General features: G+C 66.6%; 24 protein-coding genes. 19 read left to right on the top strand and 5 right to left on the bottom strand.

Annotated elements, in window-relative coordinates; genetic code table 11:
- On the top strand, positions 1–201 hold a 201-nt coding region (locus F3J15_RS37590; RefSeq protein WP_205191087.1), incomplete at its 5' end, for a hypothetical protein.
- Positions 202–359: 158 nt separating this feature from the next.
- On the opposite strand, the gene F3J15_RS31530 is transcribed toward F3J15_RS37590, so the two are convergent.
- Positions 360–1,628 carry an SGNH/GDSL hydrolase family protein gene (locus F3J15_RS31530; RefSeq protein WP_166896112.1) on the bottom strand — a complete coding sequence of 423 codons (1,269 nt, stop codon included), beginning with the start codon at positions 1,626–1,628 and terminating at the stop codon, positions 360–362.
- Positions 1,629–1,828: 200 nt separating this feature from the next.
- Here F3J15_RS31530 and paaA point away from each other — a divergent pair, with 200 nt between their 5' ends.
- From paaA to F3J15_RS31490, 8 genes are all read left to right on the top strand, one after another.
- On the top strand, positions 1,829–2,827 hold the full coding sequence (gene paaA, locus F3J15_RS31525; protein WP_069246920.1) for a 1,2-phenylacetyl-CoA epoxidase subunit PaaA: 999 nt from the start codon (positions 1,829–1,831) through the stop codon (positions 2,825–2,827).
- Between the two features lie 40 nt (positions 2,828–2,867).
- Entirely contained in the window at positions 2,868–3,152 is a 285-nt protein-coding gene (gene paaB / locus F3J15_RS31520) for a 1,2-phenylacetyl-CoA epoxidase subunit PaaB (RefSeq protein WP_027788585.1), read from the top strand.
- Positions 3,153–3,162: 10 nt separating this feature from the next.
- Positions 3,163–3,966: a 1,2-phenylacetyl-CoA epoxidase subunit PaaC gene (paaC, locus tag F3J15_RS31515; RefSeq protein WP_166896109.1), complete on the top strand. Its 804-nt coding sequence runs from the start codon at positions 3,163–3,165 to the stop codon at positions 3,964–3,966.
- A 26-nt stretch (positions 3,967–3,992) separates the two neighbouring features.
- Positions 3,993–4,553, top strand: a complete 561-nt coding sequence (paaD, locus tag F3J15_RS31510; protein ID WP_069246918.1) for a 1,2-phenylacetyl-CoA epoxidase subunit PaaD — start codon at positions 3,993–3,995, stop codon at positions 4,551–4,553.
- Positions 4,554–4,558: 5 nt separating this feature from the next.
- Complete coding sequence (gene paaE, locus F3J15_RS31505; RefSeq protein WP_166896107.1) at positions 4,559–5,647, top strand: 1,2-phenylacetyl-CoA epoxidase subunit PaaE; 1,089 nt, start codon at positions 4,559–4,561, stop codon at positions 5,645–5,647.
- Positions 5,648–5,775: 128 nt separating this feature from the next.
- Entirely contained in the window at positions 5,776–6,600 is an 825-nt protein-coding gene (locus tag F3J15_RS31500; RefSeq protein ID WP_166896104.1) for a DUF1835 domain-containing protein, read from the top strand.
- Positions 6,601–6,616: 16 nt separating this feature from the next.
- Entirely contained in the window at positions 6,617–7,222 is a 606-nt protein-coding gene (locus tag F3J15_RS31495; RefSeq protein WP_006482923.1) for a TetR/AcrR family transcriptional regulator, read from the top strand.
- Positions 7,223–7,455: 233 nt separating this feature from the next.
- Positions 7,456–8,103, top strand: coding sequence for a GNAT family N-acetyltransferase (locus F3J15_RS31490; RefSeq protein ID WP_166896102.1), 648 nt, complete (start codon positions 7,456–7,458; stop codon positions 8,101–8,103).
- 58 nt (positions 8,104–8,161) lie between these two features.
- Here F3J15_RS31490 and F3J15_RS31485 read toward each other — a convergent pair whose 3' ends face one another.
- Positions 8,162–8,686 (bottom strand): Lrp/AsnC family transcriptional regulator, encoded by a 525-nt coding sequence (locus F3J15_RS31485; RefSeq protein WP_011655746.1) that lies wholly within the window; start codon positions 8,684–8,686, stop codon positions 8,162–8,164.
- A gap of 212 nt (positions 8,687–8,898) precedes the next feature.
- On the opposite strand from F3J15_RS31485, the gene hppD reads away from it, so the two are divergent.
- The gene (gene hppD / locus F3J15_RS31480; protein ID WP_069246914.1) at positions 8,899–9,996 is read left to right on the top strand and encodes a 4-hydroxyphenylpyruvate dioxygenase; all 1,098 of its coding nucleotides are present in this window, start codon (positions 8,899–8,901) and stop codon (positions 9,994–9,996) included.
- 132 nt (positions 9,997–10,128) lie between these two features.
- On the opposite strand, the gene F3J15_RS31475 is transcribed toward hppD, so the two are convergent.
- Positions 10,129–10,323 carry a hypothetical protein gene (locus tag F3J15_RS31475; RefSeq protein WP_089444786.1) on the bottom strand — a complete coding sequence of 65 codons (195 nt, stop codon included), beginning with the start codon at positions 10,321–10,323 and terminating at the stop codon, positions 10,129–10,131.
- Between the two features lie 330 nt (positions 10,324–10,653).
- Between F3J15_RS31475 and F3J15_RS31470 the strand changes: the two genes are divergently transcribed.
- Positions 10,654–14,244 carry an indolepyruvate ferredoxin oxidoreductase family protein gene (locus F3J15_RS31470; protein ID WP_089444785.1) on the top strand — a complete coding sequence of 1,197 codons (3,591 nt, stop codon included), beginning with the start codon at positions 10,654–10,656 and terminating at the stop codon, positions 14,242–14,244.
- Positions 14,245–14,394: 150 nt separating this feature from the next.
- Here F3J15_RS31470 and F3J15_RS31465 read toward each other — a convergent pair whose 3' ends face one another.
- A complete protein-coding gene (locus tag F3J15_RS31465; RefSeq protein ID WP_089444784.1) occupies positions 14,395–16,665 on the bottom strand; it encodes an NADP-dependent malic enzyme in 2,271 nt (756 codons plus the stop codon).
- 460 nt (positions 16,666–17,125) lie between these two features.
- Here F3J15_RS31465 and F3J15_RS31460 point away from each other — a divergent pair, with 460 nt between their 5' ends.
- The 7 genes from F3J15_RS31460 to F3J15_RS31430 all read left to right on the top strand — a co-directional run bounded on the left by F3J15_RS31460 (position 17,126) and on the right by F3J15_RS31430 (position 24,714).
- Positions 17,126–17,812 (top strand): orotate phosphoribosyltransferase, encoded by a 687-nt coding sequence (locus tag F3J15_RS31460; protein WP_011350651.1) that lies wholly within the window; start codon positions 17,126–17,128, stop codon positions 17,810–17,812.
- 255 nt (positions 17,813–18,067) lie between these two features.
- A complete protein-coding gene (locus F3J15_RS31455) occupies positions 18,068–18,661 on the top strand; it encodes a YbhB/YbcL family Raf kinase inhibitor-like protein (RefSeq protein WP_089444783.1) in 594 nt (197 codons plus the stop codon).
- Between the two features lie 263 nt (positions 18,662–18,924).
- Positions 18,925–19,497, top strand: coding sequence for a flavodoxin family protein (locus F3J15_RS31450; RefSeq protein ID WP_069246909.1), 573 nt, complete (start codon positions 18,925–18,927; stop codon positions 19,495–19,497).
- A gap of 153 nt (positions 19,498–19,650) precedes the next feature.
- The gene (argC, locus tag F3J15_RS31445; RefSeq protein WP_166896100.1) at positions 19,651–20,601 is read left to right on the top strand and encodes an N-acetyl-gamma-glutamyl-phosphate reductase; all 951 of its coding nucleotides are present in this window, start codon (positions 19,651–19,653) and stop codon (positions 20,599–20,601) included.
- A 435-nt stretch (positions 20,602–21,036) separates the two neighbouring features.
- Positions 21,037–22,464 carry a DUF2957 domain-containing protein gene (locus F3J15_RS31440; protein ID WP_166896098.1) on the top strand — a complete coding sequence of 476 codons (1,428 nt, stop codon included), beginning with the start codon at positions 21,037–21,039 and terminating at the stop codon, positions 22,462–22,464.
- Positions 22,465–22,611: 147 nt separating this feature from the next.
- On the top strand, positions 22,612–23,862 hold the full coding sequence (locus F3J15_RS31435) for a DUF2957 domain-containing protein (protein WP_069246906.1): 1,251 nt from the start codon (positions 22,612–22,614) through the stop codon (positions 23,860–23,862).
- A gap of 18 nt (positions 23,863–23,880) precedes the next feature.
- A complete protein-coding gene (locus F3J15_RS31430) occupies positions 23,881–24,714 on the top strand; it encodes an OmpW family outer membrane protein (protein ID WP_069246905.1) in 834 nt (277 codons plus the stop codon).
- A gap of 184 nt (positions 24,715–24,898) precedes the next feature.
- Here F3J15_RS31430 and F3J15_RS31425 read toward each other — a convergent pair whose 3' ends face one another.
- A complete protein-coding gene (locus F3J15_RS31425; RefSeq protein ID WP_166896096.1) occupies positions 24,899–25,828 on the bottom strand; it encodes a LysR family transcriptional regulator in 930 nt (309 codons plus the stop codon).
- Between the two features lie 97 nt (positions 25,829–25,925).
- On the opposite strand from F3J15_RS31425, the gene F3J15_RS31420 reads away from it, so the two are divergent.
- Positions 25,926–26,724 (top strand): MFS transporter (locus F3J15_RS31420; RefSeq protein WP_166896094.1); only part of this gene is annotated, 799 nt, incomplete at its 3' end.

The raw sequence follows: 26,724 nt of genomic DNA, 5'->3' as shown, positions 1-26,724 counted from the left end.
TTCTCAGCAGCGCTGCGTTTTCAGCAGCAGAGAAGCGAGATTATGAACCGTGTTTCGCAGTTCGTCAACAACTTTTTTACTGCATCGTTGCGACTGCGGGGCTCAACTTCCAGGCCAGCTGCGCGCTACAGACTGCTGCGCATCGCCAACCTTGCTTCCCTTCTCCCGCGCCGCGTTTCCGTTAGCGCGAAAGAGGCGTGATTCTAAGCACCCACCCCCATCTACGCAAGCCCTTTGTGAAAATATTTTGAAGAAGCCCCCGTGCGCTGACGCGCACAGGGACTTCGGGCTCGACCGGTCACGTAACGCCGACAACCTCCAGGTCGCCGGCAACGTTTCCCTCTATATATAGAGGCGCGTCACTTGCCGCCCATTGCAGCCTGCAGTTGCTCGACCGGCACCGCGTCGGCCATCGCCGTGTAGCCGGCGTCGCTCGGGTGAATGCCGTCGCCGCTATCGTAGCGACGCTGCAGCACGCTCGGGCGCGCCGGATCGCGCAGCACAGCATCGAAGTCGACCACACCGTCGAACCCGCCACCGCTCCGGATCCACCGGTTCACCTCAAGGCGGATCGCCTCACGCCCCGCCGGCAGCCCGGCCGGCGTCAGCGTCGCGCCGAAGACCTTCACGCCCTGACGGTGCGCCGCTTCGATCAGCCGGCGGTAGCCGTCGATCAAAGATGCAGCCGTGACCTGCGTATGCGGGTGGTCGCAATCGAGCCCCGCGCGCGGCGGCATCGCCGCAAAGTTGATGTCGTTGATCCCGATCAGCACGATCGCCGCCTTCACCCCCGCACGCGACAGTGCATCGCGTTCGAATCGCGATGCCAGCGACGTGCCGTAGCACGCCGAATCGCTGAGCAGCCGGTTCCCGCTGATACCAAGATTCGCGACGCCGATCGACTCCACGCCGGCAGCGGTCAGCCGACGCGCCAGTGCGTCCGGCCAACGGCGATTCCGGTTCACGCTCGAGCGCAGCCCGTCGGTGATCGAATCGCCGATCGCCGCTACGCTGGCGCGCGCGGAACCGGCCTCGACCGCAAGCTCGCTCACCCATGCATATTGGGTAAAACGGGTGCGAAACGCGGCGGCGCCCGGATCACTCACGTGATCACCCGGTGCGGACACGTAATTGAACTGGTTCGACACGCGGTGCCAGACCGTCATCCGCTGGTTCGCCGCCATCTGGAGGCTGATCGCATAGGGTCGCCCGGCCGCCACGTCGATCTCCACCGGATCGCTTTCGAGTTCCTGGCCCGGCCCAAGCGTCACCGACGCCTTGCCGCCGAATCGGACCGGCACCGCCGCGCCGGCAAGCGCCGCCCCTTCGCCGGCGCGCGCGAGGCTCGCCGCCTCCACGACCAGCGGCGCGCGGCCGTATGCATTGCTGACGCGGATCCGCGCGGCACGCCCCGACACCGTCGGATAGACGATCTGGCGCACGGCCCGTCCGGACACGTCGGGCGCGCGATAGAGCGGCGGCGGTGCGGCAAGGTCGGGAATCGGCTGCAGCGCGGTCGCCCACGCGGCCACCCATCCGGCCGGCGCGGCCGAGGCCGACGCCACGAGCGGCGAGACAAAGACGGCCGCACCCAGCACGGCCGCGGCGATACTGCTTCGAAATGACATCGGCAAAATCCTCGTCGGAAAGCGGGCATTGTGCCGCAGAAGACGCGAACCCCACGCGCCGGCTCACTATCTCGCCATCCGATCGCGCCCCGACGTCACTCGTTTACCCGAGTCTCCCCGCAAATCCGCAAGAAATTTATTAACCGACCGGTCGGTTGGTTTATACTTCGCACACATTCAACCGGACGAGAGCTTTCGCCATGTACACGCAATCCCTCGACATCCCCGGCAACGTCGCGCCGCTCGACGCCGCAGCCGAGTCGCCCGAGCAGGCGCGGTTCGATGCGGTCATGGCCGCCGACGGGAAGATCGAACCGCAGGACTGGATGCCCGACGCCTATCGCAAGACGCTGGTTCGCCAGATCTCGCAGCACGCGCACTCGGAAGTCGTCGGCATGCTGCCGGAAGGCAACTGGATCTCGCGCGCACCGAGCCTGAAGCGCAAGGCGATCCTGCTCGCGAAGGTCCAGGACGAAGCCGGCCACGGCCTCTATCTCTATAGCGCGGCCGAAACGCTCGGCGTATCGCGCGATTCGCTGATCGACGCACTGCTCGCCGGCAAGGCGAAATACTCGAGCATCTTCAACTACCCGACGCCGACCTGGGCCGACGTCGGCGTGATCGGCTGGCTCGTCGACGGCGCCGCGATCATGAACCAGATCCCGCTGTGCCGCTGCACGTACGGCCCGTACGCGCGCGCAATGATCCGCGTGTGCAAGGAAGAATCGTTCCACCAGCGCCAGGGCTTCGACGCACTGCTGTCGATGATGAAGGGCACCGACGCGCAACGCGCGATGGTCCAGCAGGCCGTGAACCGCTGGTGGTGGCCGGTGCTGATGATGTTCGGCCCGAGCGACGCCGATTCGGTCCACAGCAACCAGTCCGCGAAGTGGGGCATCAAGCGGATCTCGAACGACGACCTGCGGCAGAAGTTCGTCGACGCGACGGTCGACCAGGCGAAGGTGCTCGGCGTGACGCTGCCCGACCCCGACCTGAAGTGGAACGAGGCGCGCGGCCATCACGACTACGGCACGATCGACTGGGACGAATTCTGGCGCGTCGTCAACGGCGACGGCCCGTGCAACAAGGAACGCCTCGCAACCCGCGTGAAAGCGCACGAGGACGGCGCATGGGTGCGCGAAGCCGCACTCGCCCACGAAGCCAAGCGCCGCGCGCGCGCCGAACAGCATGCCGCCTGAGCGGCGGCACACCATCGAATTCAGGATTCAGGAGAAAGTGATGAACAAGGAATGGCCGATCTGGGAAGTGTTCGTGCGCAGCAAGCAGGGGCTCGACCACAAGCATTGCGGCAGCCTGCACGCCGCCGACGCGTCGATGGCGCTGCGCATGGCGCGCGACGTCTACACGCGCCGCCAGGAAGGCGTGAGCATCTGGGTGGTGCCGTCGTCGGCGATCACGGCGTCGGATCCGAGCGAAAAGGCCGAGCTGTTCGAGCCGGCGGGCGACAAGATCTACCGCCACCCGACGTTCTACACGCTGCCCGACGAAGTCAACCACATGTAACGCCCGCGCCATGACGATCACGCCCGAACACCTCTCCTACGTGCTGCGCCTCGCGGACAACACGCTGATCCTCGGTCAGCGCAACGCCGAATGGTGCGGCCACGGCCCGATCCTCGAGGAAGACATCGCGCTCACCAACATGAGCCTCGACCTCATCGGCCAGGCGCGCATGCTGTATACGCACGCGGCCGAACTCGAGCGCCAGCTCACCGGCGCGACGAAGACCGAGGACGACTACGCGTACTTCCGCACCGAGCGCGAGTTCGCGAACTTCACGCTCGCCGAGCTGCCGCACTACGGCCCGATCGCCGGCACCGCGCGCGCCGACAAGGACTATGCGGTGACGATCGTGCGCAACTTCCTGTACTCGGTGCTGATGCTGCACGTGTGGACCGCGCTCGAAACGTCGACCGACACGCAGCTCGCCGCGATCGCCGCGAAATCGGTGAAGGAAACCCGCTATCACGTGCAGCACGCACGCGAGTGGCTCGTTCGCCTCGGCGACGGCACCGACGAATCGCACCGTCGCGCGCAGGACGCGCTCGACTACCTGACGCCGTACACGCGTGAATTCTTCGCTGCCGATTCGATCGACTACGCGGTCGCCGCCGCGGGCATCGCCCCCGCGCCGGCCACGCTCGAAGCGGCGTGGCGCGCGGACGTGGACGACGCGTTCGCGGAAGCGACGCTCACGCTGCCGGCCCCCGTGCAGCATGTGACGACCGGCAAGCAGGGCGAGCACTCGGAGCACATGGGCTACCTGCTCGCCGAAATGCAAAGCCTCGCACGCCAGCATCCCGGCGCGACCTGGTAACCGACCGCCCCCAACGGAGCCCGACGATGTCCGTCCAGACCGCCCCCGCCAACGCCGTGCCCGCCGCGCGCCACGCCGACCCGCTGCTCGCGCGTGCATGGGACGTGCTCGAAGCCGTGCCCGACCCCGAGATCCCCGTCGTGTCGATCCGCGAGCTCGGCATCCTGCGCGACGTCCGCCGCGCGGACGACGGCCAGCTCGAGGTCGTGATCACGCCGACCTACTCGGGCTGCCCGGCCATGTCGCAAATCGCGGAGGACATCGCCGCCGCGCTGCAGGCCGCCGACCTCCCGCCGCACCGGATCGAGACGGTGCTCGCTCCCGCGTGGACGACCGACTGGATCACGCAGGAAGCGCGCGACAAGCTGCGCGCGTACGGCATCGCGCCGCCGGTCGGCCAATGCGGCACCGCCGCGCCGCGGGAAAACGTCGTGCGCTTCGTGCCGCGGCCGGTCGCGGCGCCCGCGTGCCCGCGCTGCGGCTCCGCCCGTACCGAACGTCTCGCGCAATTCGCGTCCACGGCCTGCAAGGCGCTGTATCGCTGCGTCGACTGCCGCGAACCCTTCGACTACTTCAAACCTTATTAATCGATATGGCGACCCCGCAATTTCATCCGCTGCGTATCCGCGACGTGCGGCCCGAGACCGCCGACGCCGTAACCGTCTCCTTCGACGTGCCGCCCGAACTGCGCGACGCGTACCGCTTCACGCAGGGCCAGTTCGTCACGCTGAAGACCCACATCGACGGCGAGGAAACGCGCCGCTCGTATTCGATCTGCGTCGGCACGACGGACTACGACCGTGACGGCGAACTGCGCATCGGCATCAAGCGCGTGCGCGGCGGCCGCTTCTCGAACTTCGCGTTCGACTCGCTCAAGCCGGGTCACACGATCGACGTGATGACGCCGGACGGCCGTTTCTTCACGCACCTGAACGCCGATCACGGCAAGCAGTACGTCGCGTTTTCCGGCGGCTCCGGGATCACGCCGGTGCTCGCGATCGTGAAGACGACGCTCGAACTCGAGCCGCGCAGCACGTTCACGCTGATCTACGGCAACCGCAGCGTCGACGCGATCATGTTCGCGGAGGAGCTCGAGGACCTGAAGAACCGCTACATGAACCGCTTCGTCCTCTATCACGTGCTGTCGGACGACCAGCAGGACGTCGCGCTGTTCAACGGTGTGCTCGACCAGGCGAAATGCGCGGAATTCCTCGACACGCTGACGCCGGCCGACGCGATCGACGAGGCGTTCATCTGCGGCCCCGCGCCGATGATGGATGCGGCCGAGGCCGCGCTGAAGGCGGCCGGCGTGCCGCAGGCGAAGGTGCACGTCGAGCGCTTCGGCACGCCGCTGCCGCAAGCCGGCGCGCCGGTCGTCGAAATCACCGACCAGACCCCGGCCGCCGACCTGGAAATCGTGCTCGACGGCAAGAAGCGCAAGCTGCGCCTGCCGTACGAAGGCGTGAGCCTGCTCGATATCGGCCTGCGCGCGGGCCTCGCGCTGCCGTATGCGTGCAAGGGCGGTGTGTGCTGCACGTGCCGCGCGAAGGTGCTCGAGGGCGAAGTGCGGATGGAGAAGAACTACACGCTCGAAGAGCATGAAGTGAAGGACGGCTTCGTGCTCACGTGCCAGTGCCACCCGGTCAGCGACAAGGTCGTCGTGAGCTACGACGAGCGTTGAGCGACGTCGCGTCGCGGCGCCGGACGGTTTCTCGCCGTCACACATCTCGCTTACACTAGGGGCCGCCGGCCGGCTGGACATCGCAACGTCCGCCCGGCCGGCGGCTTTCTTTTGTTGACGACAGGCCGATGAGTACCATTCATGTGATTCAGGGCGGCACCGCCGCCGCGTCGCTGCGCGAGGCACTCACGCAAGCCGGACGCGACGAGCGCGTCGTCGGATTGCTCGACGATCTCGGCGTCGGGCCGCTCAAGGGCGCCGACGAGACGCCCGACACGCGCGCCGCCTTCTGGCACCGCGTGCTCGGCGACCGGATTCCCGACTGGAACGCGGAGATCGAAGGCGAGTTCGCACGCCTCGACCAGCTCGCGACGGATACCGGCCAGGTGGTCGTGTGGCATGCGCCGAGCGTCGGCGACAAACTGCTGCTGCGCCGCGTCGCCTATCACCTGCGCAACGTCCCGCAACGCCTGAACGAAGTGCGGCTGTCGGCCGCCGATCTCGACTCGGCGCAGCGCGCGTCGCTATCGCGCACCGACCAGGCGTGTGCGACCGGCATGTTCTCGCCGGCCGAGCTGGCGCGCAAGCGCCCGGTGGCCGCGCCGATCTCGGTGCTGCGCATCGGCCGCCTCGCGCTCGAATGGCAGGAGGCGAAGCACCTGAACGCCGAGCTGCGCTACTGGGTCAGCAACACGATCAAGAGCGGCCACTATGAGGATCTCGACGCGCTGATCGTCGCGCGCGCGGAAACCGACTGGCGGCCCGCGGGGCGCCTCGTCGGCAGCATCATGGCCGACGCCGACCGCGGCGGGCTGTTCGTCAGCGACTCGATCGCCTGGTGGCGCTGCCGCGAACTCGCGGCAGCCGGCCGGCTCGAGCTGCAGGACGACGCGCCCGACGCCCTCTCTTCCACGCAGGTGCGCGCGGCCCGCACGGCCACCGCGCACCGCTAATCTTCCGCATTCGACCATGGCCCGTACCCGAGCGCCCGACCACGAATCCCAGCGCGAGCAGATCCTCGATCTGGCCGCCGAGAAATTCGCGCAGACGAGCTACCCGAGCACGTCGATGTCCGATCTCGCGACCGCGAGCGGCACGTCGAAGGCACGCCTCTATCACTATTACGAGAGCAAGGAAGCGATCCTGTTCGACCTGCTCGACCGCTACACGAAACGGCTGATGCTGATCATCGCCGAGGTCGAAGGGGCGAGCCAGCGACGCGGCCTCAGCGAGCGCGACGCGTTCGCCGAGCTGGTGCGCGCATTCCTCGCCGAGTACGAGACGTCGCACAGCCGGCACGTCGCGCTGCTCAACGACGTGAAGTATCTCGAAGACGCGCAGCGCGAAATCGTGCTCGACCGCCAGCGCGATATCGTCGCGGCGTTCACGCGGCAGCTCGCACGCGCGTACCCGGACCGCATCTCGAAGGAAAATCAGACGTCCGTGACGATGATGGTGTTCGGGATGATCAACTGGACGTTCACGTGGCTGAAGCCGGGCGGCCGCCTCGGCTACCGCGACTTCGCCGAGCAGGTGATCGACCTGATCGAACGCGGGCTGTCGACGGCCGCCTGATTGACGCGCAGCAGCAAGCGTTGCGCGACGGGTACACTGCGACCGCCCGTCGCGCGTTTCATATGATGAATTTTAAATTCTCTTAAAATCAATAGCTTACAGAATGAACTAAGCGGTTTTAGAATTTCCCCTCAGCACAAATAACGTCAAATACGGGTTTTCCCCAACCTCGCTCGGGTAAAATGCTGTTGCATTGCACAACCCGTTTGTGCACCCACACTGAGGAACCCACGATGAACACGCAATTCAACGGCCGTGCCGATGCTATCGGCAAGGTCGGTACTGCGCCGGTTCTCGTCAGGGAACTGGCTTCCAAAGACCGTGAGCGGATGCTCACCCACTTTCTCTCGCTCGACGAAGAGGACCGCCTGCTGCGCTTCGGCCAGATGGTGCCCGACCACGTGATCGAGAACTATGTCCGCACGATCGACTTCGGCCGCGACACCGTGTTCGGCGTGTTCGACCACGACCTCGAATTGATCGGCGTCGGCCACCTGGCCTACCTGCCGGCCGAGGGCGACAAGCGCACGGCCGAATTCGGCGTGTCGGTGCTCGAAAGCGCACGCGGCCGCGGCGTCGGCTCGAAGCTGTTCGAGCGCGCGGCGATCCGCAGCCGCAACACGCACGTGACGATGCTGTACATGCACTGCCTGTCGCGTAACGCGACGATGATGCATATCGCGAAGAAATCCGGGATGCGGATCGAGTACGCGTACGGCGAAGCCGATGCGTACCTGTCGCTGCCGCCGGCCGACCACTCGACGATCATCGCCGAGATGCTGCAGGAACAGGCCGCTGTGTTCGACTATGCGATGAAGCGCCAGGCGCGCCGCACCACGAAGTTCATCGAATCGCTGATGCCCGCCGCCCTGACGGCGTAATGTCGGCCAGCCGGGCCGCGCCAGCCGCGCGCCCGGCCCCTCCCTTCCCCGCCGCGCACTAGCGCACCGAACGAATCGGCAACGCCGTCGTCTCCTTGAAGCATTCGAGCGAGAAGCTCGTCTTCACGTCGATCACCGACGGGTGATGCAGTAGATGCTCCTGCACGAAGCGGGAGAAATGCGCCATGTCCTCGACCTGCACGCGCAGCAGGTAATCCATATCCCCCGTCATCGCGTGGCACGCGACCACTTCCGGCCAGGTCTGCACGGCCGCGCGAAACAGCTCCGCATGGGTCGCGCCCGCTCGCGCCGACGTTTCGTCGGCTCGCACCGGCGCCAGGCCGCCGCGCTTCTCGAGCCGCACGCTGACGTACGCGAGCAGGTCGAGCCCGAGCTTCTGCGGATCCAGCAGCGCGACATAACCGGTGATCACGCCGATCTCCTCCAGCCGACGGATCCGCCGCAGGCACGGGCTCGGCGACAGGTTCACGCGCTCGGCGATCTCCTGGTTCGACAGGCGCCCGTTCTCCTGAAGAATCGCGAGAATCCGCCGGTCGATGGCATCCAATTCGGCTTGCGCCATCTTCTGCCCTCCAATGAATGATTTAAGACTGGAAATTGCGCCATCGTAGGTTCGGGCAATTAAGTTCGCAAGTTTACGCTCGCGACTGCCCGCTACACTTTGTCGCACGTACCGATTCGTCGCGCATGCCGCCGCGTGTGCCACGTTCGACATCGAACCAGGCCGGGCCTGCGCACGTCGCCCCGGTCGATCGCCCCCACAGGAGACACGCCATGCAGATCCCGAACTGGGACAACCCCGTCGGCACCGACGGCTTCGAATTCATCGAATACACGGCACCGGACCCGAAAGCGCTCGGACAACTGTTCGAACGGATGGGTTTCACCGCGATCGCGCGCCACCGCCACAAGGACGTGACGGTGTACCGCCAGGGCGACATCAACTTCATCATCAACGCCGAACCCGATTCGTTCGCGCAACGCTTCGCGCGCCTGCACGGCCCGTCGATCTGCGCGATCGCGTTCCGCGTGCAGGATGCCGCGAAGGCTTACCAGCGCGCACTCGACCTCGGCGCATGGGGCTTCGACAACAAGACCGGCCCGATGGAGCTGAACATCCCGGCGATCAAGGGCATCGGCGATTCGCTGATCTACTTCGTCGACCGCTGGCGCGGCAAGAACGGCGCGCAACCGGGCGCCATCGGCGACATCAGCATCTATGACGTCGACTTCGAGCCGATCGCCGGCGCGAACCCGAACCCGGTCGGCCACGGCCTCACCTACATCGACCACCTGACGCACAACGTGCATCGCGGCCGCATGCAGGAATGGGCCGAGTTCTACGAGCGCCTGTTCAACTTCCGCGAAGTGCGCTACTTCGACATCGAAGGCAAGGTGACGGGCGTGAAGTCGAAGGCGATGACGTCGCCGTGCGGCAAGATCCGCATCCCGATCAACGAGGAAGGTTCGGATACGGCCGGCCAGATCCAGGAATACCTCGACGCGTATCACGGCGAAGGCATCCAGCACATCGCGCTCGGCGCCACCGACATCTACCAGGCGGTCGATGGCCTGCGCAGCAAGGAAGTGAAGCTGCTCGACACGATCGACACGTATTACGAACTGGTCGACCGCCGCGTGCCGAACCACGGCGAATCGCTGGACGAACTGAAGAAGCGCAAGATCCTGATCGACGGCGCGCGCGACGACCTGCTGCTGCAGATCTTCACCGAGAACCAGATCGGGCCGATCTTCTTCGAGATCATCCAGCGCAAGGGCAACCAGGGCTTCGGCGAAGGCAACTTCAAGGCGCTGTTCGAATCGATCGAACTCGACCAGATCCGCCGCGGCGTCGTGCAGGACAAGGCCTGACGCATCCGGCGGGCGGCTGCCCGGGGCAACCCGGCGGCCCGCACGATCCGGCGGCGCAAAGAAAAAGGGCGGGAATCCGAGGATTCCCGCCCTTTTTGCATTCCGGCGCGGCCCGCAGGCCGCGCGAGCGGATCAACGCGCGTTCGCCTTCGCCTCGACGGCGCGCTCGGCCGTCGGCTGCGCGACGGCATCCTGGGCCGGCACGATCTGCTGCATCTGCGCGCCGGCTGCCGCCAGTGCGCTCGCGCCTCGCGCGTGCACCGGGCCGGTCATCGAGAAAAACGCGGCGGACACGATCAGGAAACTCTGGATATGACGTGTGTTCATTGCACCTCCTGTAAAACTGCCGGCGCCTCCCCGATTGCGTCGACACAAGCCAACGCGGCCGGGCACCTCCGGCAGGCCGACAAGATTAACGGCGTTTGCACGAAGATGGGGCCGGCTTTACATGCTTTTACATGATGTAACGCATGGTTCCGCCCTGTTTTTCTGATGCGCCGCCGCAATTCGCCGGCGCTCCAACCGATGGGCGGCGGGTTTGCCCCAGTGCTACCATCGCTTAAAACCGGCCAATATGCCGGCCACTGCCGACGCGTCCACAAGACGCCCGAAGCAGTCGAGTTTTGGTGATCCCAAACTGGGTGGAGGAGACTGTTAATGAATGCCCCGCTAGACGCAGACCAACGCGCGTCCCTAGAAGCCGCGCTGAAGTCCGTCACGCTTGACGACAAATACACACTGGAACGCGGCCGCGCGTACATGAGCGGCATCCAGGCCCTCGTGCGCCTGCCGATGCTCCAGCAGGAACGCGATCGCGCCGCCGGTCTCAACACCGCCGGGTTCATCTCCGGCTATCGCGGTTCGCCGCTCGGCGGCCTCGATCTGTCGCTCTGGAAAGCCAAGCAGCACCTGGCCGCCCACCAGATCGTCTTCCAGCCCGGCCTCAACGAAGATCTCGCCGCCACCGCCGTGTGGGGCTCGCAGCAAGTGAACCTGTACCCCGGCGCGAAGCACGACGGCGTGTTCGGCATGTGGTACGGCAAGGGCCCGGGCGTCGACCGCACGGGCGACGTATTCAAGCACGCGAACTCGGCCGGCTCGTCGCAGCACGGCGGCGTGCTGGTGCTCGCCGGCGACGACCACGCGGCGAAATCGTCGACGCTCGCGCACCAGTCCGAACACATCTTCAAGGCCTGTGGGCTGCCGGTGCTGTTCCCGTCCAACGTGCAGGAATATCTCGATTTCGGCCTGCACGGCTGGGCGATGAGCCGCTACTCGGGCCTGTGGGTCGCGCTCAAGTGCGTGACGGACGTGGTCGAATCGTCGGCATCGGTCGACATCGACCCGCATCGCACCGAGATCGTGCTGCCGACCGACTTCATCCTGCCGGAAGGCGGGCTGAACATCCGCTGGCCCGATCCGCCGCTCGTGCAGGAAGCACGGCTGCTCGACTACAAGTGGTACGCGGCGCTCGCCTACGTGCGCGCGAACAAGCTCGACCGCATCGAGATCGATTCGCCGAGCGCGCGCTTCGGGATCATGACCGGCGGCAAGGCGTACCTCGACGTGCGCCAGGCGCTGACCGACCTCGGCCTCGACGACGAAACCTGCGCGCGGATCGGCATCCGGCTCTACAAGGTCGGCTGCGTGTGGCCGCTCGAAGCACAGGGCGCGCAGGCGTTCGCGCGCGGCCTCGACGAAATCCTCGTCGTCGAGGAAAAGCGCCAGATCCTCGAATACGCGATCAAGGAAGAGCTGTACAACTGGCCCGACGGCCAGCGGCCGCGCGTGTTCGGCAAGTTCGACGAGAAGGACGGCGCCGGCGGCGAATGGTCGGTGCCGATGGGCAACTGGCTGCTGCCCGCGCACTACGAGCTGTCGCCCGCGATCATCGCGAAGGCGATCGCGACGCGCCTCGAGAAGTTCGAGTTGCCGTCCGACGTGCGGGCACGCATCGCCGCGCGCCTCGCCGTGATCAACGCAAAGGAAATGGCGCTCGCGAAGCCGCACGTGCAGACCGAGCGCAAGCCGTGGTTCTGCTCGGGCTGCCCGCACAACACGTCGACCAATGTGCCGGAAGGCTCGCGCGCGATCGCCGGCATCGGCTGCCACTACATGACCGTGTGGATGGACCGCAGCACGAGCACCTTCAGCCAGATGGGCGGCGAAGGCGTGCCGTGGATCGGCCAGGCGCCGTTCACGGACGAGAAGCACGTGTTCGCGAACCTCGGCGACGGCACCTATTTCCACTCGGGCCTGCTGGCGGTGCGCGCGGCGATCTCGTCGAAGGCGAACATCACCTACAAGATCCTCTACAACGACGCCGTCGCGATGACGGGCGGCCAGCCGGTCGACGGCGTGCTGACGGTGCCGCAGATCACGCACCAGCTCGCGTCCGAAGGCGCGAAGAAGATCGTGATCGTCACCGACGAGCCGGAGAAGTACGACAGCCAGAAGGCGCTGCTCGCACCGGGCGTGACGATCCATCACCGCGACCAGCTCGACGACGTGCAGCGCGAGCTGCGCGAGATCGAAGGCACGACGATCCTGATCTACGACCAGACCTGCGCGACCGAAAAACGCCGCCGCCGCAAACGCGGCACGTATCCGGACCCGGCCAAGCGCGTCGTGATCAACGACGCGGTGTGCGAAGGCTGCGGCGACTGCTCGGTGCAGTCGAACTGCCTGTCGGTCGAGCCGCTGGAAACCGAATTCGGCACGAAGCGCCAGATCAACCAGTCGAGCTGCAACAAGGACTTCTCGTGCGTGAAGGGCTTCTGCCCGAGCTTCGTCACGGTCGAGGGTGGCCAGTTGAAGAAGCCGAAGGCCGTGTCGGTCGACGGCAACGCACTGCCGCCGATCCCTGAGCCGACGCTGCCGGATATCGACCGCGCGTACGGCGTGCTCGTCACGGGCGTCGGCGGCACGGGCGTCGTCACGATCGGCGCGCTGCTCGGGATGGCCGCGCACCTGGAAAACAAGGGCGTGACCGTGCTCGACGTCACCGGCCTCGCGCAGAAGGGCGGCGCCGTGATGAGCCACGTGCAGATCTCGCACGCACCGACCGACATCCACGCGACGCGGATCGCGATGGGCGAAGCCGATCTCGTGATCGGTTGCGACGCGATCGTCACGGCCGGCGACGAGTGCACGTCGCGGATGCGCCACGACACGACGCGCGTGGTCGTCAACAGCGCGCAGACGCCGACCGCCGAGTTCATCAAGAACCCGAACTGGTCGTTCCCGGGCCTGTCCGCCGAGAACGACATCCGCGCGGCGGCCGGTGAAGCCGTCGATTTCATCGACGCGAACCGCTTCGCGGTCGCGCTGCTCGGCGACGCGATCTACACGAACCCGTTCGTGCTGGGCTACGCGTGGCAGAAAGGCTGGCTGCCGCTCACGCTCGCGTCGCTCGTCCGCGCGATCGAGCTGAATGCGGTATCGGTCGAGAAGAACCGGGCAGCCTTCGACTGGGGCCGCCGCGCCGCGCACGACCTGGCGAGCGTGAAGCAGGCCGCGGCCGGCGACGCGCGCCCCGTGCAAGGCGCCACGGTGATTTCGCTGCACACGAAGAAAGCGGTCGACGCCCTGATCGCGAAGCGCGTGGAATTCCTCACCGCGTACCAGAATGCCGCGTACGCAGCGCGCTATGCGGCGTTCGTCGACAAGGTGCGCGCGGCCGAGCGCGCGCTGGCGGACGGCGACACGATGCAGGAGCAGCTGACCGAAGCGGTCGCGCGCAACCTGTTCAAGCTGATGGCGTACAAGGACGAATACGAGGTCGCGCGGCTGCAGTCCGATCCGGCGTTCCTCGCGCGCCTGAACGCGCAGTTCGAAGGCGACTGGAAGCTGAAATTCCACCTCGCGCCGCCGCTGTTCGCGAAGACGGACGCCCACGGCCATCTCGTGAAGAAGGCGTACGGCCCGTGGATGATGTCGGCGTTCCGGCTGCTCGCGAAAGCGAAGTTCCTGCGCGGCACGGGGCTCGACCCGTTCGGCCGTACCGAGGAGCGTCGCACCGAGCGCGCGCTGATCGGCGAGTACGAAGCGCTGATCGGCGAGGTGCTGGCCAAGCTGAACGCGGCCAACCGCCCGCTCGCCGTCGAGCTCGCGGCGCTGCCGGACGGCATTCGCGGCTACGGCCACGTGAAGGAGAACAACCTGCGCGCGGTACGCCAGAAGTGGAATACGCTGCTCGCGAAGTGGCGGGCGCCGGCCGGCGGCCAGTCGCACCAGCAGGTCGCGTAACGGCGCGCGGCGGGCATGCGCGGCCGGATGCCCGCCGGCGAGCGGCTACCGGCTCACGTCGCTTCACGATAAAAAAAACGCCACGGAACGCAGGTTCCGTGGCGTTTTTCTTTGCGCCGCGCATGAAGCGCGGCACACGCGGGCGTGGACTTACTTCGTGTTCACGTTCGCGGCGGCAACGGCCGTCATGTTGATGATCCGACGCACGGTCGCAGCCGGCGTCAGGATGTGGACCGGCTTCGCCGCGCCGAGCAGGAACGGACCGACCGTCACGCCTTCGCCGCCGACCATCTTCAGCAGGTTGTACGCGATGTTCGCCGCTTCGACGTTCGGCATGATCAGCAGGTTCGCTTCGCCCGACAGCGTCGTGCCGGGGAATGCCTGCTTGCGGATCAGTTCCGACAGCGCCGCGTCGCCGTGCATTTCGCCGTCGACTTCCAGGTTCGGTGCGCGTTCGACGATCAGCTTGCGGGCTTCGCCCATCCGGCGCGACGACGCCGACGGCGCGCTGCCGAAGTTCGAGTTCGACAGCAGCGCGGCCTTCGGCGTGATGCCGAAGCGCTCGATCTCGGCCGCGGCCTGGATCGTCATGTCGGCGAGCTGTTCGGCGCTCGGCAGCTCGTTCACGTACGTATCGCACACGAACAGGTTGCGGCCCGGCAGCATCAGCAGGTTCATCGCCGCGAAATGCTCGGCGCCCTTCGCACGGCCCAGCACCTGTTCGATGAACTTCAGGTGGCTGTGGAACGTGTCGATCATCCCGCAGATCATCCCGTCCGCGTCGCCCAGATGCACGAGCATCGCGCCGATCAGCGTGTTGAACTTGCGCATCGCGGCCTTCGCGACTTCCGGCGTCACGCCGTCGCGCGCGCCGATCTCCTGATACGCCTGCCAGTAGCGGTGGTAGCGCGCATCGTCTTCCGGATCGACGATCTCGAAATCGGTGCCGGCCTTCAGCTTCGAGCCGATCTTCGCGAGGCGCATGTCGATGACCGACGGACGGCCGACGAGGATCGGCTTCGCGATCTTTTCCAGCAGCACGAACTGCGCGGCGCGCAGCACGCGCTCGTCTTCGCCTTCGGCGAACACGATGCGGGCTTCCTTCTGCTTCGCGGTGGCGAACACCGGACGCATCACCATGCCGGTGCGGTAGACGGTCGCGCCGAGTTGCTCGCGGTACGCGTCCATGTCCTGGATCGGGCGGGTGGCGACGCCCGAATCCATCGCGGCTTGCGCGACGGCCGGCGCGATCTTGATGATCAGGCGCGGGTCGAACGGCTTCGGAATCAGGTAGTCCGGCCCGAATTCGAGCGAATGGCCTTCATACGCCTTCGCGACTTCTTCGCTCTGGTCGGTTTCCTGCGCCAGCTCGGCGATCGCGCGCACGCACGCGAGCTTCATTTCTTCCGTGATCGTCGTCGCGCCGACGTCGAGCGCGCCGCGGAAGATGAACGGGAAGCACAGCACGTTGTTGACCTGATTCGGGTAGTCCGAACGGCCGGTCGCGACGATCGCGTCCGGGCGCACGGCCTTCGCGTCTTCCGGGCGGATTTCCGGTTCCGGGTTCGCGAGCGCCAGGATCAGCGGGCGGTCGCCCATCGTCTTGACCATGTCCTGCTTCAGCACGCCCGCGCTCGAGCAGCCGAGGAACACGTCCGCGCCGACGATCGCGTCGGCGAGCGTGCGTGCGTCGGTGGTCGCCGCATAGCGCTGCTTCGACGGATCGAGGTTGCCGCGCCCTTCGTAGATCACGCCCTTCGAATCGGCGACGAGGACGTTCGACTTCGTCAGGCCGAGGTTCACCAGCAGGTCCAGACACGCGATCGCTGCCGCGCCCGCGCCCGAGCACACGAGCTTCACTTCGGACAGCTTCTTGCCGACGACCTTCAGGCCGTTCAGGATCGCGGCCGACGCGATGATCGCGGTACCGTGCTGGTCATCGTGGAAGACGGGGATCTTCATGCGCTCGCGCAGCTTCTGCTCGATGTAGAAGCATTCCGGCGCCTTGATGTCCTCGAGGTTGATGCCGCCGAGCGTCGGCTCGAGCATCGCGATCGCCTCGACGAGCTTGTCGGGGTCGGACTCCGACAGTTCGATGTCGAACACGTCGATGCCGGCGAATTTCTTGAAGAGGCAGCCCTTGCCTTCCATCACCGGCTTCGCGGCGAGCGGGCCGATGTTGCCGAGGCCGAGCACGGCGGTGCCGTTCGTGATGACGCCGACGAGGTTGCCGCGCGACGTGTACTTCTGCGCGTCGAGCGGATCGGCGTGGATCGCTTCGCACGCAGCGGCGACGCCCGGCGAATACGCGAGCGACAGATCGAGCTGGTTCGACAGCGGCTTGGTCGGGGTGACCGAAATCTTGCCGGGTTTCGGGTTCAGGTGATAAGCGAGTGCGGCCTGCTTCAGTTGTTCGTCCATGATTGACCTGCGAGAGACTTGCGAAATATTGACGGTTCAGTACGCAGCACCTTCGGCCGCGTCTGCTTGAATCGAGGGGGTGATCGACTGCGAGACGGCACGCGACGCGCCGGGTCGGCACGCCATCGAACCTTGGCGGGTGGCAAGAGGAAAGTACAAAGTACTGAACGATTTCTAAGGGTCGCCTAGTGTACACCCCCTAAATGACGCATGTTGGTGCAACGCCGCATCCTCCGCATCAGCGCGCGAGCGATCCGGCCCCGCTTGTTTCGCCGGTGGTGAGCCGCGCGGCGAACCCGCGCGAATTCCGCCGAAAAGCAGCCTGAATCGGGTAAAATAGCCGGCTACGCGCGCAGCGATGCGATTGGCCCGCCGATCGCGCCCCGGCCCTCTGGGCAGGTTCCCCTTGCTGCGCCACCGGGCCCGCGCCCGCTCTTCGCTCATCACCCAAGGAATGCCCATGACAGGCTACGATCGTCAGTCGATCTCGGATACGACCGCCAAAATCCTGCTCGAAGTACAGGCAGTGCACTTCAACGCAGAAAAACCGTTCATCTTCACGTCCGGCTGGGCAAGCCCCGTCTATATCGACTGCCGCAAGCTGATTTCGTATCCGCGCGTGCGCCGCGCGCTGATGGAAATGGCTGAAACGACGATCACGCGCGACATCGGCTTCGAGCAGATCGACGCGGTGGCGGGCGGCGAAACGGCCGGCATCCCGTTCGCGGCCTGGATCGCGGACCGGATGATGGTGCCGATGCAGTACGTGCGCAAGAAGCCGAAGGGTTTCGGCCGCAACGCGCAGATCGAAGGCCATCTGGAAGAAGGCTCGCGCGTGCTGCTGGTGGAAGACCTGACGACCGACAGCCGCAGCAAGATCAACTTCGTCAACGCGCTGCGCACCGCGGGCGCGACGGTGAACCACTGCTTCGTGCTGTTCCACTACAACATCTTCAAGGAAAGCGTGTCGGTCCTGAAGGACATCGACGTCGACCTGCACGCGCTCGCCACGTGGTGGGACGTGCTGCGCGTCGCGAAGGCGTCGGGCTACTTCGAGACGAAGACGCTCGACGAAGTCGAGAAATTCCTGCACGCACCGGCCGAGTGGTCGGCTGCGCACGGCGGCGCAACGTCCCCGAAGGACTGACGCCGCGCCGGCCCGCTGGCCGGCGTCCTGGCTGAACGAGCCGCCCGCTTCATCGCGGGCGGTTTTTTTTCGCCCGTCGATTTTTCGTCAGTCGATTCGCGCAGGAAACGATCGCGACCACGCGTCGCGGCGTGCGTCGCTCATCGAACCCTAATGCTAGACTTGATCCATCGCTGCCATCAGCTGCGCAGGCAACGCACTACGCCAACAACGCCGGACGCATCGGTCCGGCCCATGTGACGGGAGAAGCGCCATATGCGTGTGGATCGCCGGATCACTCCGCCTGCGCCATCGGGTCGCCCGTCGCCGTTTCTCGCCGCCCTCCTTTACGCCGTCGCCCTTGCTGCCCTGCCCGCGCATGCGGAAGGCCCGTTCACCGTGACGAGCGACGACCTGACACCGGGCGGGCGCGTCCGCGCCGCGAACGTGTTCGACCGCGGCGACTGCAAGGGCGGCAACCACTCGCCGCAGCTCACCTGGCACAACCCGCCGCCGGGCACGCGCGGCTATGCGGTCACGATCTTCGATCCCGACGCGCCGGGGCACGGCTGGTGGCACTGGGCCGTGGCGGGCATTCCGGCGACGGTCACGAGCCTGCCCGCCGACGCGAGCGCGTCCGGGTTCCTGCGGCGCATCGGCGCGAGCGAGGCGCGCAACGACTTCGGGATCGACGGCTACGGCGGCCCGTGCCCGCCGCCGGGCAAGCCGCACCGCTACGTGATCACCGTCTATGCGCTGAAGGGCGACGACCTGCGCGTCGCGCAGGGCCGTCCCGCGCCGATGTTCGAGCACGAGATCGGCACGCTGACGATCGGTACCGCGCAACTCACGGTCAACTACGGGCAGTAACGGGCGTGGTACGCCATGCCTTGCGCGCCGCCGCCGTGTCGCCGCCTCACCGCGCCGCCGTGTCGCCGTGTCGCCGTGTCGCCGTGTCGCCGTGTCGCCGCACTGCGATTGCCTGCCGCTGGGAAATTCCGTACCTCGCACTCGCGCGTTTTCCCGTCATTTCGGCTTGCTAGACTCCTCGTCACCGGTCGCGGCACCCTGCCGCGCATCCGTCGCGGCGAGCCTGCGGTCCGCCGTTCCCGTTCCTTTCCGGAGAACGCTTCATGTCGAACATCGTCATCGTCTATCACAGCGGCTACGGTCACACGCAGAAACTGGCCGAGGCCGTGCACGCGGGCGCGCAGGAGGCCGGCGCGACCGTGCGCCTGCTCGCCGTCGGCGACGTCGACGACGCGGGCTGGGCCGCGCTCGACGCGGCCGACGCGATCGTCTTCGGCGCGCCGACCTACATGGGCGGCCCGTCGGCGCAGTTCAAGCAGTTTGCCGACGCGACGTCGAAAGCGTGGTTCACGCAGAAATGGAAGGACAAGATCGCCGCGGGCTTCACGAACTCCGCGACGATGAACGGCGACAAGTTCTCGACGATTCAATATTTCGTCACGCTGTCGATGCAGCATGGGATGGTGTGGGTCGGCACGAGCCTGATGCCGGCCAACTCGAAGGCGGCCACGCGCAACGACATCAACTACCTGGGCGGCTCGACGGGCCTGCTCGCGCAGTCGCCGGCCGATTCGACGCCCGACGAAGGCCCGCTTCCGGGCGACCTCGAGACCGGCAAGGCATTCGGCCGGCGCGTTGCCGAAGCGACCGCCCGGTGGGTCGCCGGCCGCGGCTGAGCACGCCCCTGCGCCCGCTCCGGCGGGTGCCAAAGGGACACAGGACGGCCCGCCGGTCGTCTTTTTTTCGCCCCGCGCGGTGCAGGCCCGCCGGATGACGTCTTAAAATGGCGGTTTCAGGGCGCGGGCCCCGTTTCATCCAGTGAGAGCGAAATGAGCACCAAAGTTTTTGTCGACGGCCAGGAAGGCACGACCGGCCTCAAGATCTTCGAATACCTGTCGGCACGCAGCGACATCGAGATCCTGCGCATCGATGAAGCGAAGCGCAAGGACGTCGAAGAGCGCCGCCGCCTGATCAACGCGTCGGACGTCACGTTCCTGTGCCTGCCGGACGTCGCATCGCGCGAATCGGCCTCGCTCGTCGAGAACCCGAACACGACGCTGATCGACGCGAGCACCGCGTTCCGCACCAGCGCCGACTGGGCGTACGGCCTGCCGGAACTGACCCGCGCGCAGCGCGAGAAGATTCGCACATCGAAGCGCATCGCCGTGCCGGGCTGCCACGCATCGGCCTTCGTGCTCGCGATGCGTCCGCTCGTCGATGCAGGCATCGTCGCACCGACGTTCGCCGCGCACAGCTACTCGATCACCGGCTACAGCGGCGGCGGCAAGTCGATGATCGCCGACTACGAAAACGCGGCGCCGGGCGGCAAGCTCGCGAGCCCGCGCCCGTATGCGCTCGGTCTCACGCACAAGCACCTGCCCGAAATGGCCGCGCACACGGGCCTCGCGAACCCGCCGATCTTCACGCCGATCGTCGGGCCGTTCCTGAAGGGTCTCGCGGTGACGACCTACTTCACGCCCGACCAGCTCGCGAAGCGCACGACGCCGCAGGACGTGCAGCGCGTGTTCGCCGAGTACTACGCCGACGAAGCATTCGTGCGCGTCGCGCCGTTCGATGCGGACGCGAACCTCGACGGCGGCTTCTTCGACGTGCAGGCGAACAACGACACGAACCGCGTCGACCTGTTCGTGTTCGGCAACGCGGAGCGCTTCGTCACGGTCGCACGCCTCGACAACCTCGGCAAGGGCGCATCGGGCGCCGCGATCCAGTGCATGAACCTGAACATCGGCGCGGCCGAGGACGCAGGTCTCAAACGCTGATTCAGCATCGCATGCAATGCAAAGCCGGCCACTGGCCGGCTTTTTATTTACCCCTATCAGGCAATATATAAAAAATCCCGGACCGCGCATTTACAAATATTTACAAGCTTTCCATTGCGCGATTACCAATGAATTAACCCTGCCCCTTCTTTATCCAGTCAATCCCGAATAGGGATAAACCGGATACCGCCGCTTTAAACGCTGCCGTTATACGCAGGAAGGCTCCGCGCCGGCCTGTCCGGCGTCGCACATACCCCACTCCGGCCGCTTTCGGCAGCCTGTCTCACGTTTTAATTCTTACCGAATACCACGTCGGATAAGGACTCAAAACACGATGCCCGTTTCAATCGCCTTTTTTAGACGGGTTCATCAATTGACAGCAAAAATCAAGGCGGCGACATTAGCTCGCACAATTAAACGATTGGAGACAGCGGCATGTCGCACACCTTATCGAAGGGGGTGGCAACGGCCTTTGCCATTGCCCCTTTCCTGGTTGCATGTGGTGGGGGGGACGGCGGCGCACCCGCGCCGGTCAATGCGCCCCAATGTTCCGGATCCAGCTGCGGCACGCAAGGGCCGCCGCCGTCACAGCCGATCAACGGTGCGCTGTGCCCAGCCAACGCCGACATCGTGAAGAGCACGTACCTCGGCGGCGCCGGTAGCGGCGAGATCGTCAGCGTCAACATCGACGCGGTGGCGATGACGTACACGCTCAAGTGGCTCGAATCGCCGATTCCGCTCGCGACCGGCACGGTCACGCCGAGCCGCGTCGGCACGACGATCACCGGGGCAGTCATGCACCCGCCGACCGGCGTACTGCCGACCGCCGAGCAGACGCGCTGCGCGTTCATCCTCACGCCGGGCTCGGGCAAGGCGCCGAACGGCACGACCTATTCGACGGCCGCCGACTTCAACCAGGCGAACCCGCCGATGCTGCTGGTCGGCATGGGCGTCGCGGGTGGCGGCATTCCCGGCGCGACGATCCAGTACGACGGGCTGACGATCGCCATCGGCCCGGTCGTGGTGGCAAAGGACGTCGGCAAGGTGCCGAACCGTCACTTCGACTTCTACCCGTTCCTCGGCTTCGCGAACACGACGACCGACCTCACGAAGCTGCCGGGCACGTACAACGCGCTGCTCTATCACCTCGTGCCGTCGGGCAACTACGCGACGAAGGGCTCGAACTCGAGTGAGACGTTCGACGCGAACGGCGCGTGCACGTCGAGCGGTTCGGGCGGCTGCCAGACGACCGGCGATCCGTGGAAGGCGAGCGCGAACGGCGGCTACTTCGACAGCACGAAGGCGCCGCAGACGCTGCCGCAAACGCAGTTGCCGATCGTCGGCGCGACCGGCAAGTCGGCGACCGCGCACATGGTGATCGGCCAGCTCAACGGCGCGACGGTGCCGGTGATCGTGCGCACGGGCAACGTGAACCTGGGCACGCCGCCGCTGCACACCGACGCGCAGGTCGACGACGAATCGGGCATCGCGGTGCTCGGCGCGGCGACGGCCATCTCGTCGGGCGCGATCGACGGCGGCTACGCGGGCGCGGACTCGAACTTCAAGTACACGGCGGCCCTGATCCGCGGCAGCAACGCGTCGTTCATCAACCCGAGCACGCAGGCCGAGGAAGACGGCTTCACGCTCGACTACGGCCAGGCGACGCCGGGCCTGCTGAACGCGACGACGACGCCGCCGAGCGGTGCGAGCTACCCGTCCGCTTCGGGCGTGGTGATCGCGACGGGCGGGCTGTACGCGGCGCTGATCCAGGGCACGGTGAACGGCGGCGTCAAGTCGACGTCGGCGAATTCGACGACGTCGTCGACACCGTACTTCGGCGTGGGCGCGCAGATCAGCAAGTAGCGAACGAGGACGCGGCGGCCGGCCTGCCGCCGCGTGACGCAGGGAAGGCACGAAGGCGCTCGGCACGGCGCAAGCAGGACGAGCACAACCAACAGAAGCGGCCGACAGGGAGCTGGCCGCCGCACAAGACAAATCTGGAGGAGCAACATGAAGCGCAACCTCATTCTGGCGGCGGCCTTTGCCGCCCCCCTTCTTTCCGCTTGCGGCGGCAGCGGCAGCGGCGGCGACAACCCGCCCCCGCTCGTCGAAGACCGGCTTTGCCCCGCCACGCTCGACTACAACACCGTGTTTACGGGCGGCGCGGGCAGCGGCGAACTCGCGAAGGTCCAGCTCGACACGACCAAGATGACCTGGCAGGTCACCTACGTCGAATCGGCAGTGCCGCAAAAGACCGGCACCGTCACGCCGACCCGCGCGGGCACCGTCGACAGCGGCACGCTCACGCAGGAAACGCTGCTGCCGACCAACAAGCTGAACCAGTGCGCGTTCCGCCTGAACGGCGCGAGCCTCGATGCATCGCGTCCGGCGCGCATCTTCGTCGGCTTCGGCGTCGCGGGCGGCACGATTCCCGGCAAGGAGATCCAGTTCGACGGCGTGCTCGGCCAGGCCGCAGTGCCCGACACGAAATTCCCGTACTACCCGTTCATCGGCTTCTCGTCGATCGAAACCGACATCACGAAGGTCGCGGGCACGTACAGCCACATCGGCTTCGGCGAAGTGCCGTCGCAGAAATTCGCGCCGGCGTCGATCGACGCGAAGGTGACGATCAACGCGGACGGCACGTGGACCAAGTGCGACACGACGGGCCAGTTCGCCGGCGGCGCGTGCGCGCAGCAGGGCACGAACTTCGTGCAGTCGGCCGACGGCAGCGGCGCGTTCCAGTCCAACAACTACGCGAGCCAGCTGAAGCCGACGTTGTCAGCCACGCCGCAGGGCAAGGGCTTCATGATCGTCGGCAAGCTGCGCAACCAGCTCGTGCCGATCCTCGTGCGCACGGGTGTCGCGAACCCGAACCCGACGCCGGACAGCAACGGCGTGCCGGGCCTGACCGCCGACGACGAATCGAGCATCTCGATCCTCTCGCCGCAGACGGCCGTCGCGGCCGGCTCGCAGAACGGCGAGTACATCGGCGTCGACAGCCAGTTCGATTACCGGACCACCGCGCTGATCGACAAGCAGGCCACGCTGCTCGATCCGTTCCAGCCGTCGCAGGCATCGCTCGCGACCGCGCTCGACCTGGACTACACGCAGAAGGTGCCGGGCACGGTCACGACGATCCATACGGGTTCGGGCAGCACGTCGCCGACCGGCAAGTTCATCTTCACGGGTGGCGTGTTCGGTTTCCTCGACAACGCGGGATCGACGCCGTATTTCACGATCGGCGCATTCGTCCAGTAAGCGGGGGGAAAAGCCGTGATGAAGAAAACCCTTCTCTGCGCGGCGGCCGGCGCCGCCGCCGTGGCGCCGCTCGCGGCGCACGCGCAGAGCGCCGGCAGCAACGTCGTCACGCTGGGCTGGTTCCACATCATGCCGCAGCAGAGCAGCACGCCGATGACGACCAACGTCGCACCGACGCCGATCAACACGCCGCTGCGACTGCCGCCGTCGTTCACGTCGCCCGGCACCGGGCTGCACACGAGCGGCGCCGACACCGTGGGCCTGACGATCAGCCACTTCCTGACCGACCACATCGCGGTCACGTCGGTGGCCGGCGTGCCGCCGGTGTTCAAGGTGTCGGGCCAGGGCACGATCAGGCCGCCTGGCCCGGCCGGCGCGCTCGGCACGCAGAACATCGGGCTGGGCTCGGTCAACCCGATCGTGAAGAGCGTGCGGCAGTGGAGCCCGGCGGCGATCCTGCAGTACTACTTCGGGGCGGCGAACGCGAAGTTCCGGCCGTTCCTCGGCCTCGGCGTGTCGTACAACTGGTTCAGCGACCTGCAGCTCAACACGAACTTCATCAAGCAGACGCAGGACAACCTCGGCGCGATTCTCGCGGCGGGCGCGGGCAAGCCGGGTACGACATCGGTGGAGGCGAAGGCGTCGTCGTCATGGCAGCCGGTGTTCAACGCGGGCCTGCAGTACAACATGACGGAGCATTTCGGGCTGATCGCGTCGGTCACGTACATCCCGCTGAAGACGACGTCGACAGTGACGATCAAGGCGGCCGACGGCACGGTGCTCTCGGAGTCGAAATCGGACCTGAAGGCCGACCCGATCATCAGCTACGTCGGGATGACGTACAAGTTCTGAGCGCAGCGACGGACGACGAATGGAAGGCCGCGACAAAATCGCAGGCAAAAAAAAGCCCGCCTAAGAGGCGGGCTGAATCCATATCAGAGGAGACATGGAGGAGACAGGTGCAACTATAGCGAAACAGTTTCCGCAATGCAACATTTCCGTAGAGAAAATAAGGATTTTCCCTCGAATGGCGCCTCTAGACCACCTTCATCGCATCTGACCCCACCCTGTTTACCCGGTCGAGCACTTCGCCCAGCGCATCGCGCAGCAGCGCGACGGGCCGCACCAGCCGGCCCGGCAGCGCGCCGTGCACGATCCATACGTTGATCCGCGTCTCCAGCCCCACCGTTTCCACCACCCTCAGCGCATCGCGATGCGCGCTGCGCGCCAGCGCGTTCGGTGCCGCGATGCCGATGCCCGCGCCGCGCGCGACGAGCGACAGCTGCAGCTCCGAGCCGAACGCCTCGACCGCGACGTCGAACGGCAGCCCGGCCGCGCCGAGCATGCGGCTCAGCGCCGAACGCATCCCGCAGCCGTCCTGGCTCAGCACCCACGGAAAACCCGACAGCGTGTCGATCGATAGCGGACCGTCCGGCAGCGGATAGTCGCGCGCGGCGACGAGCACCGTCGGCTGCGTGCCGATCAGCGTCGACGCGAACGTGTCGGGCAGCGTCGAACTGGCCGGCACCATCACGGCCGCGACGTCGAGCGTACCCCGCTCGACGCCCTGTATCAGCGCCGGCGACCAGCCTGCCGTCACGCGCAGCGTGAGGCGCGGAAATGCGTCCCGAAGCCGGTCGATCGGCTGCTCGAGCGCCAGCTCGGACAGGAACGGCGGTACGCCGATGCGCAGCTCGCCCGACGGCTCGCTGTCCGGCGCGCCCGCCGCCATCAGCTCGTCGACTGCGCCCAGCACGTTGCGCGCGAGCGCGTAGACGTCGCGCCCGGCGGCGGTCGGCTTCAGCGGCTTGCTTTGCCGCTCCAGCAGCGGCATGCCGAGCAGCGTTTCGAGGTTCTGCACGCGCCGCGTCAGGCCCGGCTGCGTCAGGTGGAGCTTCGCGGCCGCGGCGACCATCGACCCGCTGTCGACCACCGCGACGAATGCCTGGAGATCACGCGTATTCAAAACAAACTCGCATAATCATGTTAGAGATATTTCAATTGTCGCATAAACATCGGACACCTACGATGGGGACTTCTTCGACCCATTCGCCAGGCTTCCGATGAACTGCCCTGCCAACCCTTGCCACTCCGCCGCTCGCCCGCCCGTCAGCGCGTCGGCCGGCACGCCGCCCGCGCTGAGCGCGGGCATGACGCTGTTCTTCGCCGCGACGGTCGGCGTGATCGTGATGGACCTGTTCGCCGCGCAGCCGCTGACGGGCCCGATCAGCGCCGACCTGCACCTGCCGTCCGGCCTGGCCGGCCTCGTCGCGATGCTGCCGCAGCTCGGCTACGCGGCCGGGCTCGTGCTGCTCGTCCCGCTCGTCGACCTGCTCGAGAACCGCCGCCTGATCGTCACGACGCTGGCCGCGTGCGCGGCCGCGCTCGCGCTGCCGGCGTTCACACGGTCAGGCACCGTATTCCTGCTGGCGACGCTCGTGGCCGGCGCCGCGTCGAGCGTGATCCAGATGCTCGTGCCGATGGCCGCGTCGATGGCGCCCGAGGCGCAGCGCGGCCGCGCGGTCGGCAACGTGATGAGCGGGCTGATGCTGGGCATCCTGCTGTCGCGGCCGCTCGCGAGCTTGATCGCGGGCTCGGCCGGCTGGCGCGGGTTCTATGTGCTGGCCGCGCTCGCGAATGCCGCGATCGCCGTGGTGCTCGCACTGCGCCTGCCGTCGCGCACGCCGTCGATCTCGGCCGGCTACCGCACGCTGCTTGCGTCGATGGGGCGCCTGCTCGCCGACGAGCCGGTGCTGCGCCGGCATGCGCTGTCGGCCGCGCTCGCGATGGCCGCGTTCAGCGCGTTCTGGACCGCGGTCGGGCTGCGGCTCGCGCAGCCGCCGTTCGGCCTCGACCTGCACG

It is taken from the genome of Burkholderia sp. Ap-955 (assembly GCF_011753045.1).
Classification (GTDB): domain Bacteria; phylum Pseudomonadota; class Gammaproteobacteria; order Burkholderiales; family Burkholderiaceae; genus Burkholderia; species Burkholderia lata_D.
Note: the sequence above shows the minus strand (reverse complement) of the source record. Positions and strands in the feature narration are given on the sequence as shown.

Coding starts and splice junctions, on each gene's coding strand:
- paaE (WP_166896107.1), top strand. CDS start 4,559: ATGGCGACCCCGCAATTTCATCCGCTGCGTATCCGCGACGTGCGGCCC.
- F3J15_RS31475 (WP_089444786.1), bottom strand. CDS start 10,323: ATGAACACACGTCATATCCAGAGTTTCCTGATCGTGTCCGCCGCGTTT.
- paaC (WP_166896109.1), top strand. CDS start 3,163: ATGACGATCACGCCCGAACACCTCTCCTACGTGCTGCGCCTCGCGGAC.
- F3J15_RS31500 (WP_166896104.1), top strand. CDS start 5,776: ATGAGTACCATTCATGTGATTCAGGGCGGCACCGCCGCCGCGTCGCTG.
- F3J15_RS31430 (WP_069246905.1), top strand. CDS start 23,881: ATGAAGAAAACCCTTCTCTGCGCGGCGGCCGGCGCCGCCGCCGTGGCG.
- F3J15_RS31440 (WP_166896098.1), top strand. CDS start 21,037: ATGTCGCACACCTTATCGAAGGGGGTGGCAACGGCCTTTGCCATTGCC.
- F3J15_RS31455 (WP_089444783.1), top strand. CDS start 18,068: ATGCGTGTGGATCGCCGGATCACTCCGCCTGCGCCATCGGGTCGCCCG.
- hppD (WP_069246914.1), top strand. CDS start 8,899: ATGCAGATCCCGAACTGGGACAACCCCGTCGGCACCGACGGCTTCGAA.
- F3J15_RS31495 (WP_006482923.1), top strand. CDS start 6,617: ATGGCCCGTACCCGAGCGCCCGACCACGAATCCCAGCGCGAGCAGATC.
- F3J15_RS31435 (WP_069246906.1), top strand. CDS start 22,612: ATGAAGCGCAACCTCATTCTGGCGGCGGCCTTTGCCGCCCCCCTTCTT.
- argC (WP_166896100.1), top strand. CDS start 19,651: ATGAGCACCAAAGTTTTTGTCGACGGCCAGGAAGGCACGACCGGCCTC.
- F3J15_RS31485 (WP_011655746.1), bottom strand. CDS start 8,686: ATGGCGCAAGCCGAATTGGATGCCATCGACCGGCGGATTCTCGCGATT.
- F3J15_RS31470 (WP_089444785.1), top strand. CDS start 10,654: ATGAATGCCCCGCTAGACGCAGACCAACGCGCGTCCCTAGAAGCCGCG.
- paaD (WP_069246918.1), top strand. CDS start 3,993: ATGTCCGTCCAGACCGCCCCCGCCAACGCCGTGCCCGCCGCGCGCCAC.
- paaA (WP_069246920.1), top strand. CDS start 1,829: ATGTACACGCAATCCCTCGACATCCCCGGCAACGTCGCGCCGCTCGAC.
- F3J15_RS31490 (WP_166896102.1), top strand. CDS start 7,456: ATGAACACGCAATTCAACGGCCGTGCCGATGCTATCGGCAAGGTCGGT.
- paaB (WP_027788585.1), top strand. CDS start 2,868: ATGAACAAGGAATGGCCGATCTGGGAAGTGTTCGTGCGCAGCAAGCAG.
- F3J15_RS31530 (WP_166896112.1), bottom strand. CDS start 1,628: ATGTCATTTCGAAGCAGTATCGCCGCGGCCGTGCTGGGTGCGGCCGTC.
- F3J15_RS31460 (WP_011350651.1), top strand. CDS start 17,126: ATGACAGGCTACGATCGTCAGTCGATCTCGGATACGACCGCCAAAATC.
- F3J15_RS31465 (WP_089444784.1), bottom strand. CDS start 16,665: ATGGACGAACAACTGAAGCAGGCCGCACTCGCTTATCACCTGAACCCG.
- F3J15_RS31450 (WP_069246909.1), top strand. CDS start 18,925: ATGTCGAACATCGTCATCGTCTATCACAGCGGCTACGGTCACACGCAG.